This is a genomic window from Burkholderia sp. AU28863 (assembly GCF_002223195.1).
GTDB classification, from domain to species: Bacteria; Pseudomonadota; Gammaproteobacteria; order Burkholderiales; family Burkholderiaceae; genus Burkholderia; species Burkholderia sola.
The window spans coordinates 847129-860447 of the sequence record NZ_NKFE01000005.1; the positions used below are offsets into that span (position 1 = coordinate 847129).

Annotated in this window: 9 protein-coding genes; 6 read left to right on the forward strand and 3 right to left on the reverse strand. The window is 66.5% G+C overall.

Features of this window, described 5'->3' with window-relative positions:
* Positions 1-7 precede the first annotated feature (7 nt).
* The 5 genes from CFB81_RS20340 (at position 8) to CFB81_RS20360 (ending at position 8840) form a co-directional block, all read left to right on the forward strand.
* Positions 8-1015: a transglutaminase family protein gene (locus CFB81_RS20340; protein ID WP_069618305.1), complete on the forward strand. Its 1008-nt coding sequence runs from the start codon at positions 8-10 to the stop codon at positions 1013-1015.
* Between the two features lie 93 nt (positions 1016-1108).
* The gene (locus CFB81_RS20345; protein ID WP_089436308.1) at positions 1109-4522 is read left to right on the forward strand and encodes a DUF2126 domain-containing protein; all 3414 of its coding nucleotides are present in this window, start codon (positions 1109-1111) and stop codon (positions 4520-4522) included.
* A 214-nt stretch (positions 4523-4736) separates the two neighbouring features.
* Positions 4737-7343 (forward strand): circularly permuted type 2 ATP-grasp protein, encoded by a 2607-nt coding sequence (locus CFB81_RS20350; protein ID WP_069618647.1) that lies wholly within the window; start codon positions 4737-4739, stop codon positions 7341-7343.
* The gene (locus tag CFB81_RS20355) at positions 7337-8386 is read left to right on the forward strand and encodes a transglutaminase family protein (protein ID WP_069618303.1); all 1050 of its coding nucleotides are present in this window, start codon (positions 7337-7339) and stop codon (positions 8384-8386) included. The genes CFB81_RS20350 and CFB81_RS20355 overlap by 7 nt, the downstream gene beginning before the upstream one ends.
* A 181-nt stretch (positions 8387-8567) precedes the next feature.
* On the forward strand, positions 8568-8840 hold the full coding sequence (locus CFB81_RS20360; RefSeq protein WP_089437079.1) for a hypothetical protein: 273 nt from the start codon (positions 8568-8570) through the stop codon (positions 8838-8840).
* A gap of 61 nt (positions 8841-8901) precedes the next feature.
* Here the strand turns inward: CFB81_RS20360 and pip are convergent, their stop codons facing one another.
* Complete coding sequence (gene pip, locus CFB81_RS20365) at positions 8902-9834, reverse strand: prolyl aminopeptidase (RefSeq protein ID WP_089436309.1); 933 nt, start codon at positions 9832-9834, stop codon at positions 8902-8904.
* Positions 9835-10165: 331 nt separating this feature from the next.
* On the opposite strand from pip, the gene CFB81_RS20370 reads away from it, so the two are divergent.
* Positions 10166-11317, forward strand: coding sequence for an acyltransferase (locus CFB81_RS20370; protein WP_089436310.1), 1152 nt, complete (start codon positions 10166-10168; stop codon positions 11315-11317).
* A 28-nt stretch (positions 11318-11345) separates the two neighbouring features.
* Here CFB81_RS20370 and CFB81_RS20375 read toward each other — a convergent pair whose 3' ends face one another.
* Together CFB81_RS20375 and CFB81_RS35635 are read right to left on the reverse strand one after the other, a co-directional pair.
* A complete protein-coding gene (locus tag CFB81_RS20375) occupies positions 11346-12164 on the reverse strand; it encodes a multidrug ABC transporter ATPase (RefSeq protein ID WP_089436311.1) in 819 nt (272 codons plus the stop codon).
* 160 nt (positions 12165-12324) lie between these two features.
* The gene (locus CFB81_RS35635; protein ID WP_143328618.1) at positions 12325-13071 is read right to left on the reverse strand and encodes a hypothetical protein; all 747 of its coding nucleotides are present in this window, start codon (positions 13069-13071) and stop codon (positions 12325-12327) included.
* Positions 13072-13319 lie beyond the last annotated feature (248 nt).

A 13319-nucleotide genomic window follows, 5' to 3' on the forward strand; every position in this document is an offset into this window, starting at 1 on the left:
ACTTGCCATGCGACTCGCCATCCGACACATTTCGCGTTATCAGTTCGACGATCAGGCCACCCACGCACTGCAACGGTTGCGGCTGCGCCCGCAGTCCGGCCCCGGGCAGACGGTGCGCGCGTGGCAGGTCACGATCGACGGCGTCGAGCCGACGCTGTCTTACGCCGACGGGCTCGGCAACCGGATCGACCTCGTGCGCCACGATCGCGGCGCGAAGGCCGAGATCGTCGTCGTGGCGGCCGGCGTCGTCGAGACGCAGGACCGCGCGGGCATTCTCGGGAATTCCGAAGGCTATGCGCCGCCGTGGATCTTCGAGCGCGAAACGGCGCTCACGAAGGCCGGCGACACCGTGCGCGCGCTCACCGAGGCGCTGCCGATCGAGCCGCACGGCCTCGACGCTTTGCACTGGCTGATGACGGAAGTGCACGGCCGCATCGCGTACGCGCCGAACCTGGCCGCCGACGCGCCCGTCGATGCGGAAACCGCGCTGCAAAGCGGCGAGGGCACGAGCCGCGACCATGCGCACGCGTTCATCGCGGCCGCCCGCGTGCTGAAGATCCCCGCGCGCTACATCTCGGGCTACGTGCTGGCCGACAGTGCGATGCAGCGCATCGCCGATGCAAAGCAGAATGGGGTCGACGTCGAGGACGAGGAAGCGCTCGCGCTGCAGAGCGGCGACGGGATGCAGCAGGCGCTCGGTGCATCGCATGCCGCGCAGTCGCAGTCGCAAGGGCAATCGCAGTCGCAATCCCAGGGGCAGCCGCACGCGGCGCTCGGCGCGCAGCCGCAAGCCACGGCGCTGATGCAGCAACCGGCCGGCCATGCATGGGCCGAGGCCTATGTCGAAGGGCTCGGCTGGGTCGGCTTCGACCCGTTCATGAACCGTTGCCCGGACGAACGCTACGTGCGCATCGCGGTCGGCCTCGACCATCGCGACGCGCAGCCGGTGACCGGGCTCGGCGCGACGGCCGTCGGCGTCGAGATCAGCGTCGTGCAGACGCCGGAACTCGTCTGACCCGCGGCGCGCCTTCGCCGAATCCGCCATGCCGGGCCGCCGCGTCGCAAACGACGCGGCGTGCGCGGCCGGCCCAACCCGACCCGAGCTCCCATGTCCATCCACGTCGCGCTGCATCACACCACCCGCTATCGCTACGACCGGCTCGTCAACCTCGGCCCGCAGGTCGTGCGACTGCGGCCCGCGCCGCATTGCCGGACGCCGATCCTCGCGTATTCGATGACGGTCGAGCCCGCGCAGCACTTCATCAACTGGCAGCAGGATCCGTTCTCGAACTATCTCGCGCGGCTCGTGTTTCCGGAGCGCACCGAGCACTTCGAGATCACGATCGATCTCGTCGCCGAGATGTCGGTGTACAACCCGTTCGACTTCTTTCTCGAAGCGAGCGCGGAGCAATACCCGTTCAGCTATGACGACGCGCTGAAGACCGAGCTCGCACCGTATCTCGCGTGCGATCCGCAGACGAGCGCCGCGCCGCTGTTTCGCTCGTATCTCGACGGCGTCGACCGCACGCCGGCCGGCACCGTGAACTTTCTCGTCGCGCTGAACCAGCAGCTTCAGCGCGACATCGGTTACCTGGTGCGGATGGAGCCGGGCGTGCAGACGCCCGCGCAGACGCTCGAACTCGCGTCCGGCTCGTGCCGCGACAGCGCGTGGCTGCTCGTGCAGCTGTGCCGCCATCTCGGCATTGCCGCGCGCTTCGTGTCGGGCTACCTGATCCAGCTGACCCCCGACGTGAAATCGCTCGACGGCCCGAGCGGCACCGCGGTCGATTTCACCGACCTGCACGCATGGTGCGAGGTCTATCTGCCGGGCGCCGGCTGGATCGGCTTCGATCCGACGTCGGGCCTGCTCGCCGGGGAAGGGCATATTCCCCTCGCGTGCACGCCGCAGCCGACGAGCGCCGCGCCGGTCGAAGGGCTGATCGACGAGTGCGAGGTGTCGTTCGAGCACGAGATGAGCGTGACGCGCGTGTACGAGTCGCCGCGCGTGACGAAGCCGTATACCGAATCGCAGTGGGAGGGCGTGCTCGCGCTCGGCGCGCGGGTCGACGGCGCGCTGGCCGCCGGCGACGTGCGGCTCACGCAGGGCGGCGAGCCGACCTTCGTGTCGATTGACGACCGCGACGGCGCCGAGTGGAACACCGATGCGCTTGGCCCGACCAAGCGCGGCTACGCGACCGAACTCGTGCAGCGGCTGCGCGCCGAATACGGCGACGGCGGCTTCCTGCATTTCGGGCAGGGCAAGTGGTACCCCGGCGAGCAATTGCCGCGCTGGGCGTTGTCGATCTTCTGGCGCGCGGACGGCCAGCCCGTGTGGCACGATCCGTCGCTGTTCGCCGACGAGCGCGAGCCGTCATCGCACACCACCGACGACGCGAAGCGCTTCATCGATGCACTCGCCGCGCGGCTGAACCTGACCAGCGAATTCATCCAGCCCGGCTACGAGGACGTCTGGTATTACCTGTGGCGCGAGCGCCGGCTGCCCGTCAACGTCGATCCGTTCGACGCGCGCCTCGACGACGAGCTCGAACGCGCGCGGCTGCGCAAGGTGTTCGAGCAGCAGCTCGACAGCGTGGTCGGCTACGTGCTGCCGGTCAAGCGCGTAGATGACGCGCCGGGCCTCGACGGCCCGCGCTGGCAGACGGGCCCGTGGTTCTTCCGCGACGAGCGGATGTATCTCGTGCCCGGCGATTCGCCGATGGGCTATCGGCTGCCGCTCGATTCGCTGCCGTGGGCGGCCCGCGCCGACTATCCGTACCTCGTCGAGCGCGATCCGTTCGCGCCGCGCGACGCGCTGCCGGACGCCGCCGCCATTCGCGCCCGCTACGCGGGCCCGGCCGACGCGCCGCGCTATCTGGCGGGCGTGCATCGCGAAGCGTCCGCGCAGACCGTGATGCAGTGGCGCGACGACGGCACGACCGCGCGCGGCCGGCCGGGCGCCGCGGACCCGCATCGCCGGCCGGAGCGCTTCGAATCGGCCGCGTGGATCACGCGCACCGCGCTGTGCGTCGAAGTGCGCAACGGCATCCTGTACCTGTTCATGCCGCCGCTCGCCGCGCTCGAGGATTATCTCGACCTGCTCGGCGCGATCGAGCTGACCGCGCATGCACTCGGCGTGAAGCTCGTGCTCGAAGGCTATCCGCCGCCGCGCGACGCCGGGCTGAAGCTGCTGCAGGTGACGCCGGATCCCGGCGTGATCGAGGTGAACATCCATCCGGCCGCGAGCTTCGACGAACTCGTCGACCACACCGAATTCCTGTACGACGCCGCGTGGCAATCGCGGTTGTGCAGCGAGAAGTTCATGGTCGACGGTCGGCACGTCGGCACGGGCGGCGGCAATCACTTCGTGCTCGGCGGCGCGACGCCGGCCGACAGCCCGTTCCTGCGCCGCCCGGACCTGCTCGCGAGCCTGATCGCGTACTGGCACAACCATCCGTCGCTGTCGTACCTGTTTTCGGGGCTGTTCATCGGGCCGACGAGCCAGGCGCCGCGTGTCGACGAGGCACGCAACGACCAGCTCTACGAGCTCGACATCGCGTTCGCGGAGATCCAGCGCAACAAGCTGCTGTTCGGGCAGGACATGCCGCCGTGGCTCGTCGACCGCGTGCTGCGCAACCTGCTGATCGACGTGACGGGCAATACGCACCGCAGCGAGTTCTGCATCGACAAGCTGTATTCGCCCGATTCGTCCACCGGCCGGCTCGGCCTGCTCGAACTGCGCGCGTTCGAGATGCCGCCGCATGCGCGGATGAGCATCGTGCAGCAACTGCTGCTGCGTGCGCTGGTCGCGCGCTTCTGGGCTGCGCCGTACACGACGCCGCTCACGCGCTGGGGCACCGCGCTGCACGACCGGTTCATGCTGCCGGAATTTCTCCAGATGGATTTCGACGACGTGCTGGCCGAGCTGCGCGACGCCGGTTTCGCGTTCGACCCGGCGTGGTTCGCGCCGCACTTCGAATTCCGTTTTCCGCTGTTCGGGCAGATCGCGGTGAACGGGATGGAACTGTCGTTGCGCGGCGCGCTGGAACCGTGGCACGTGATGGGCGAGGAGGGCGCGCCCGGCGGCACGGTGCGCTACGTCGATTCGTCGGTCGAGCGGCTCGAAGTGCGCGTGACGGGGCTGAACGACAACCGGCACGTCGTGACCGTCAACGGCCGCGCGTTGCCGCTGCAGCCGACCGGCACCGTCGGCGAATACGTCGCGGGCGTGCGCTACAAGGCGTGGTCGCCGCCGTCGGCGCTGCATCCGACCATCGGCGTGCACGCGCCGCTCACGTTCGACATCGTCGATACGTGGCTGCAACGCTCGCTCGGCGGCTGTCGGTATCACGTCGCGCATCCAGGCGGGCGCAACTACGCGACGTTCCCGGTCAATGCGTACGAAGCCGAGAGCCGCCGGCTCGCGCGCTTCGTCGAGATCGGGCACACGCCGGGGCGGATGGACGTCGCCGCTGCCTCGCCGAGCCGTGAATTCCCGTTCACGCTCGACTTGCGGCGGCCGTGATCGATCGATGACTGGACGGACGACGATGCGCGGTTCGCGACCGCCCGGCGCACCGGCCGGTCGCGGCCCCGCCGGAATGCTAGGATGCGGGCAGAATGCGGTTCCGCACGGCGGCTTGCCGCCTGAATGGCGGCGCGCATGCGCGGCCGCACCCTGACGACGGAACGACATCGTGCCGCCCATTGACCTCGACCATCCCGCCGCCTTCGACGCGATGCCCACGCTTTTCGATACCGGCGCGCAGCCGGACGCCGCCGAACTGGCCGCCGCGCTCGCGGCGCCGGCCGCCGCCGGCCGCTACGACGAACTGCGCGGCAGCGCGGCCGGCCTGCACGCGCCTGCGCTTGCGCCCGCGTGGCGCAGCTTCTTCACGTCGATCGGCAGCGACGGCGTGGCCGACCTCGATCGCCGCGCCGACGCACTGCACCGGCGCATGCGCGAGAACGGCCTGTTCTACCAGTTGCACGAGCAGCGCGCCGGCGACGGCGCCGTCGGCCCGTGGTCGCTCGACCTGCTGCCGCTGATCGTCACGCCCGAGGACTGGGTCGGGATCGAGCGCGGCGTGCTGCAGCGCGTGCGGCTGCTCAACGCGACGCTGGTCGACCTGTACGGGCCGCAGACGATCCTGGAGCGCGGGCTGCTGCCGCCCGCGCTCGTGACCGGCCACCCGGGCTATCTGCGTGCGATGCGCGGCGCGCGCGTGCCGGGCGACACGTGGCTGCACGTCGTCGCGTTCGATCTCGCGCGCGGCCCGGACGGCCAATGGCGGATCGTCGCGCAGCACACGCAGGGCCCGGCCGGGCTCGGCTACCTGCTCGAGAACCGGCTGATCGTGTCGCGGCTCTTTCCGCGCGGGTTTCGCGGGCTGCGCGTGCAGCGGCTTGCGTCCGCGTACCGTGCGCTGCTGCAAAGCATGCAGTCGCTCAGCCCCGCCGCGAAGAATTCGCGGATCGTGCTGCTGACGCCGGGGCCGCACAGCGCGACCTATTTCGAGCATGCGTATCTCGCGCGCTATCTCGGCCTCACGCTCGTCGAAGGCGGGGACCTGACCGCGCGCGACAACCGCGTGTTCCTGAAGACGCTGAGCGGGCTCGAACCGGTGCACGGCATCCTGCGGCGCGTCGACGATGCGTGGCTCGATCCGCTCGAACTGCGGCCCGATTCGATGCTCGGCGTGCCGGGGTTGTTGCAGGCCGTGCGCGCCGGCAACGTGCTGCTCGCGAACGCGCCGGGCTCGGGCTTCCTCGAGTCGCCGGCGATGCTCGGCTTCATGCCGCGTCTCGCGGAGGCGCTGCTCGGCGAAACGCTGACGCTGCCGGCCGTGCATTCGTGGTGGTGCGGCGAGGCGGCCGCATGCGACGACGCACTGCCGCAGCTCGCGCGCGGCATCGTGAAGGCATCCTATCCACCCGACGTGCAGGAAGGCGGTGCATTCGAGCCGGTGATCGGCGCGCGGCTCACGCAGGCGCAACTGGCGGAATGGCGCGCGCGGATTCTCGCGCAGCCCGAACATTACACGGTGCAGGCCGACCTGCCGCTGTCGCAGGCGCCGACCTGGCCGCGGCCCGACGCGCCCGACGGCAACGACAGCGCGCGCATCGTGCCGAAGCCGCTGCTGCTGCGCGTGTTCGCGCTCGCCGACGGCGCGCAGCGCTGGCGGCTTCTGCCGGGCGGGCTGTCGCGGGTCGGCACGCGCGATACGCTGTTCAATGCGCCGATGCCGCGCGGCGGCAGCACCGTCGACACGTGGGTGATGACCGAGGGCATCGTCGATTCGACGACGCTGCTGCAGACGCACCTCGGCCCCGACGACCTCGTCGAACGGCCGCGCGCGATCGCGAGTCGGGCGGCCGAGAACCTGTTCTGGCTCGGCCGCTACACCGAGCGGGCGACCAACCTGATGCGCCTGGCGCGCGCCGCGCTCGAACGGCTGCGCGGCGAAGACGACGTCGACAGCCCCGCGCATCTGGAACTGATCGACACGTTGTGCCGCGACACCGGGCTGATCGCGGCCGATGCGCCGCACGCCGTCGATGCGCCGCGCGCGTTCCAGCATGAGCTGGCGACGTCGCTGACGCGCGGCGCCGACCGCACGTCGGGGATCGCGTCGTGCCTGTTCGGCATGCGCGGCGCGGCTGCCGCAATCCGCGAACGGCTGTCGAGCGATCAGTGGCGGCTGATCGACGACGCGACCCAGCTGTTCGCGGACAGCGCAGGGCAGCCGGAAGCGGAGGAGCAGATCGGCAACGAAGCGCTGCAATTGCTGGAACGCGTCGGCCTGCTGCTCGGCGCGATCACCGGTGCGCAGACCGACAACATGACACGCGACGACGGCTGGCGATTGCTGTCGATCGGCCGGCAGATCGACCGGCTCGACTTCCTGTGCAGCGTACTGAAGTTCGCGTTCGACGAAGGCGCCGTGCATCGGCAGGACGGCTTCGAGCTCGTGCTCGAACTGTTCGACAGCACGATCACGTTCCGCTCGCGCTTCCAGCGGGGCTTCGACGTCGCGCCGCTGCTGTCGCTCGTCGTGCTCGATACCGACAACCCGCGCTCGCTCGGCTGGGTCGTGCAGGCGCTGCGCGGCCGACTGACGAAGGTCGAACGCGGCGAAGGCTATGCGCTGTCCGAACTGGCCGAGACGGTTCCGGACATACCCGCGTGGTCGCTGCACGAGCTGTGCGAAACCGCCGAAGACGGCCGGCACGACAAGCTGCTCGCCGCGCTCGACACGACGGTGAAGGCCGTCTGGGAGCTGTCGAACCGGATCGGCGAGCGCTATTTCAGCCACGTGCGCGAGGCGGGCAGGACGCTATGGTGACGACGAAGGGCGCACCGAAAACACCGGCCGGTTCAGGCAACGCACGGCAGGCGCCGCCGGCGGCTCCGGCCGCAACGGATGCGCCGGCCGCCGTCGCGCCGGGCCGGTTGCTGCGTGTCACGCACGACACCGAATACCGTTACGCGGCGCGTGTCGAATCCGCGCAGCACCAGGCACGCTTGCAGCCGCTCGCGACGCCGCGCCAGCAGGTGCTGTCGTTCTCGCTCGACATCGAACCCGCACCGGAATCGGTTTGTACCGAAGTCGACGCGTTCGGCAATGCACGCGCGTCGTTCGCGCTGAACCTGCCGCACGACACGCTGCTGGTGCGCAGCCGCAGCACCGTGCGCGTGACGCCGCCCGTGTGGTCGCTCGGCGCGCGCGGCGCGCCGCCGCCTGCGATCGCGAACCCGGACGCCGCGCATGCCACCGAATGGGAGGCCGTGCGCGACCGCCTGCGGTTCCGCGCGGGGCAGCCTTACGATCCGGCGAGCGAGTTCGTGTTCGCGTCGCCGCACGTGGCGTGCGATCCCGAACTCGCCGCGTACGCGGCCGCGAGCTTTACGCCGCAACGGCCGCTCGTGCAGGCGGCGTGGGACCTGATGCGGCGCGTGCATGCCGATTTCGCGTACACGCCGAACAGCACCGACATCACGACGTCGGCGCTCGATGCGCTGCGGTTGCGCAAGGGTGTCTGCCAGGATTTCGCGCACGTGATGATCGGCGCGCTGCGCTCGCTCGGGCTCGCCGCGCGTTATGTCAGCGGCTACCTGCTCACGCAGCCGCCGCCCGGACAGCCGCGGTTGATCGGCGCCGACGCGTCGCATGCGTGGGTCGACGTGTACGACCCGGCGTGGCCTGAGGATGGCGGCTGGCTGCAACTCGATCCGACCAACGATCGTGCGCCCGGCGACGACTACGTGATGCTGTCGGTCGGCCGCGATTATGCCGACGTGACGCCGCTGCGTGGCGTGATCCGCGGCGGCGGCGCGGATCAGGAGCTGAAGGTTGGCGTGACGGTCGAGCCGCTCGATGCGCCGTAATGCGATGCGGCCCGTTCGGGCGATTCGCCGTTTAAGTCTTCGTTAATACTGCACGCCTAGCATGGTGATGCCGGCGAACGGCTCGGACCCCGGTCCGGCGCGCCGGCGGCACGCGCGGGTGCGTCGACGTCACGGCGCCGCGCCGTCGCGCGTCGCCATTTCCATGCAACGGCGGCAGACCATGATCAAGCACTTCGACTACACGCTCGGCAACGAGAAGATCGAGCTTTGTGCGAGCTTCGGCGCGGGCCCGGCATTCCGCCGCGTGCTCGTGAGCCGTGCGGATTCGATGGAGACGCTGGTGGTGCTCGACGCACGCGGACTGTCGGGCCTGCTGAAGGTGGCGACCGAAGAACCGGAAGGGCTGCTCGACGACGCGATCCGCAAGGTCGGCGACGAACAGCTCGTCGAGCAGGCGATCAGCGGCCGGACGATCGTCGAAGCCGCGCTTTGATCGCGCGGCGTATGAACGTGCCGGTAGGCACGGAAACACGCGCCGCATCGCATTACGTCGCTCAGGCGGCGAACCGGTCCGTCGCCGCGATCAGCGCCTCCAGAATCCCCGGCTCGTTGTATGCGTGTCCGGCGCCTGGCACGATTTCGAACGTCGCCTCCGGCCACGCCTTCGACAGCTCCCATGCGGTGCGTGCCGGCGTCGCGATGTCGTAGCGGCCCTGCACGATCACGCCCGGGATGCCGGCGAGGCGATGCGCGTCGCGCAGCAACTGGCCTTCCTCGACGAAACCCTTGTTCACGAAGTAGTGGTTTTCGATCCGCGCGAACGCGAGCGCGTAATGCCCGTCCGCGAAGTGCTCGGCGAGCGCGGGATCGGGCAGCAGCGTGATCGTGCGGCCTTCCCAGATGCTCCATGCGCGCGCGGCTTCCAGCTTCGCGGCTTCGTCATCGCCGGTCAGCCGGCGATGGTAGGCGGCCATCAGGTCGCCGCGCTCCGCTTCCGGAATCGGTGCGAGGAAGTCTTCCCAGTGATCGGGGAACAGCCACGACGCGCCTTCCTGGTAGTACCACAGCAATTCCGCGCGACGCATCGTGAAGATGCCGCGCACGACCAGCGCGCTCACGCGTTCGGGGTGGGTTTCCGCGTACGCGATTGCCAGCGCGCTGCCCCACGAGCCGCCGAACACCAGCCATTGCTCGGCGCCGACCATCTCGCGCAGGCGTTCGATATCGGCGACCAGATCCCACGTCGTGTTGTTCTCGAGGCTCGCATGCGGCGTCGAGCGTCCGCAGCCGCGCTGGTCGAACAGCAGGATGTCGTAGCGCTCGGGATCGAACAGGCGGCGATGGTCGGGGCCGCAGCCGGCGCCGGGGCCGCCGTGCAGGAACACGGCGGGCTTGCCGGACGGGTTGCCGCAGCGCTCCCAGTAGAGACGGTGGCCGTCGCCGGTGTCGAGGTGGCCGTGGGCGTAAGGTTCGATCGGTGGGTACACAGGCAGGCTCCGGGTGAGGGTCGACAGGAGGCGGACAAGGCGCGGACTGGTGTGCGGGCGGGTACGGGACTGCGGGTGTTGCTGCGCCGCAAAAATCGTTGCATGGGCATCGGACCGGCCGCCGCCGGACAAGGCTTGTCATTATGCCCATTCGTCGCGCAGGGCGTGGGCGCGTCGTGGCGCGGCGTCGCCTCGCCGATGACATGTGTCACGCGGATTTTTGAAGCAATTTCATTCCGATATTTTTCATACAAAATCCGGCGGCAGGTCGGCGGGCCGATTGGACGCCGGCCCATTCCCGCTCCTTCACCGTGCCAACGGAAACCAGCCGATGAACCATCGCGTCACGCAGTTGACCGGGTTGCGCGCCGTCGCGGTCGCGATGGTCGTCGTCGGTCATGCCGAGCATGTGCTGCCCGGCGGCTATACCGGCTGGTACGCGCCGTTGCGGCTGATCGCCGACGGCCGGCTCGGCGTGCTGATCTTCTTCGTGCTGAGCGGTTTCCTGATCACCAACGTGCTGCGCGCCGAGTTCGCGCGCACGGGCGGTATCGCGCTGACGTCGTTCTACGTGCGCCGCGCGCTGCGAATCTGGCCTGCCTGCTACGTGTATCTCGCGGTCGTCGCGATCATGGCGTTCGCCGGCGGGTTCGACGTCGAGCGCCGGCAGTGGCTCTATGCGGCGCTGCACCTGTGGAATTACTCGGCGTGGTTCGGGCTGACCGGCGACAACGCGCTGCATCCGGACGGCGCGTGGTACCTCGGCCATTTCTGGTCGCTCGCGCTCGAGGAGCAGTTCTACTGGTTCTGGCCGCTGCTGTTCGTGTTCGGCATCCGCCGCGCCGGCACGCGCTGGCTGGCCGCGCTGATCCTGATCGTGCCGCTGGTGCGTGCGACCACGTATTTCCTCGCGCCCGCGCTGCGCGGACAACTCGGGATGATGCTGCACACGGGTATCGATCCGATCCTGATCGGCTGCTATGCGTCGCTCAACCGCGAACGTCTCGAAGCGTGGATCGCTTCGTGGCGGAACGAGGCGCGCATCGTGACGGCGCTCGTCTTCGTCGTGCTGCTCGGCATGCCGCTCGCCGAGCACCGGCTCGGCGGCTTCTGGAATGCGACGTATGGCGTGACGCTCGAAGCCGCGCTGATCGCGATCGTGATCGTCGTGCTGAATTTCCGCGGCGAGTTCTGGTGCGCGCGCTGGTTGCGCGCCAGGCCGGTCGTGTTCGTCGGTACGATTTCGTTCAGCCTCTATCTGTGGCAGCAGCCTTTTGCGAACCCGCGATTGCCTGTGCCGCATGGGTTCCCGCTCGGTATCGTGTGGGCATTGATGGCCGCGACCGCCAGCTATTTCCTCGTCGAGAAACCGTTCCTGCGGCTGAAGGATCGCTATACGGCGCGCGAGGCGCGACGCGTGCGGGACGACGCGTTGCGGATGCCGGCGCCGACCGAAGCGATCGGGCCGAAAGTGGCGGAGTAGGCGGGCGGAGTGGCGATTCGCCCTGGCCTTACTTGAAGCGTTTCTTCGCGGCCGGCGAATACCAGAAGTTCCGGAACATGTCGATTCCATAGGACTTGCCGTCGTAGTGGACGATCGTGCGCGCCGTGCGCTTGCCCGTATCCGAGTAAGCACCGTTCTTGCGCTGCGTCTTCGTGATGTGCGCCGTGATCGATAGATCGGCGAAGCCATGGCTCGACGTTTTCTCGACGGCGATCGTCATGCGGGTCTCTTCGCTGCGCGCATCGCCTGAACCCGGGCCGCAGGCGTCGCCTTCGACGCTGACCCAGCCGTATAGATTCGTACCGAACACCGGGCGGATACGGCCGCCTTCGCGCACCCACAGCGTCAACTCTTCACCGGCGTTGGCATCTGGGCAACTCGGCCCGCGTGCGCTGCTGGTAAACACGACGCCGAACGCCCGCACGTCGGGTGACAACCGGTAGGGCGCCGTGTCGATCCGATAGCTGTTCTCGCCGATCTCCGTCACGGCATCCTCTTCGACTACCGACCGATCCGCTGCCACGACCTTGCCGCCCTCGACGAGTGCGACGACCTGCAGCTTTTTGCTTTCGTCCGGGTTCTTGCTCTTCGGCAGCGAATCAAACGCGACGGCCGCGATCGTCGTTTCCGGTGCATTCGGCATGGCCTTGCACGCCGACGCAACGACGAGCCGGTCCGCGTCGCGCGTGGCGATGCGTGCGCTCGCGATGCCAGCCCAGCGGGCGACGGCGGTGACGGTTTCGTCGTCGCAAGACTGGCTGTCGGCGGCGTGAACCATGGGGGCGGCGGCGAGCGCCAGCAGCGGGGCGAAGCGAAGGATTCTCATTGTCGTGATCGGAGATGTTGTTTTCATTGATATGCGTGAGAGTCGCTTACCGACCCGAAACGGACAATCACTTTGAAACCCAGAATGTCCGCACCGGGTGCAAAAATTGATTATTCAAGATAATAAATTTTCTTCACGTCGTTCGTGCGGTTCCTTGAAATCAATTACGAAAATATCTTTTTCCGAGTTGTTCCGCTGTCGAAATAAATATTTTTTCGTATCCGTAGTACAAAACTCTCCCCGAATTTTTTTGCTGACGCTCAAGAATACTGAGATCTTGGTTCGCTGATTCACCACTGGTCAATCTATTGATCACGAATTCAAGAAATTCCCGTATGTATTGATGAGTCTTTGTTGTATAAAAGGTAGTGTAGAGATCTACGTATACAAGAGGTTTGTCGTGGACTAGATATCCAAAATTGTCGAGTATTTGTTCATCCAAGTCACGATTGTAAACTTGAAAAAGCAAAAAATCCTCATAGAGGAAGCTTTTTATACTGAAGCCACCATGCGCAATTCTATTTCTTACTGCGTTGATTGGTTCGTACCAGTCAAATGCAATCTCGCGACCTGTGATGCGACGGTAGTTATCGAACTCTATCTCAAGATGTTCGTGTTTGGACTGTTTTGCTATTTTCTTGGGATCACAAAGTTTAACGTATATCTGATAACATATTTCAAATATTGTATTAATTTTCAGAAAAAAATATTCGACAGAATTTGTGCAAAGTGTCGCAAGATCCATATAATTCTGACTCTTGTTGTTTAAATAGAAATTTTGAACTTGCAATAAATTTATCGTGCAACCGTAAAGTTTCTGAAAATTTGCCGATAAATTCTTGATCGTCCAGTCTAGTTCTCGGTCATTGCATTTTTCTGTCGGCAGAGACCAGGCGAAGTCATTCACGGGATTTATCAAAAAACCTTTTTCAAACATAATTTTTTATAAAAACGAGAATTGTATTTCGGAGGATTTTACTGAAATATATACCGCAGTGCACCATTGAGCAGAAAATAGTTTGATAGCTCGTCAACAGGCATTAAGGATGTGGATCTCAAGTGCTTGTTCCTGGCCGATCACCGATTCATGCGTTTTGCATGAACCAGCCGATGGGTGAGAACAGGCGGCCGACTCTGCCCGACCCATAGCAGTCT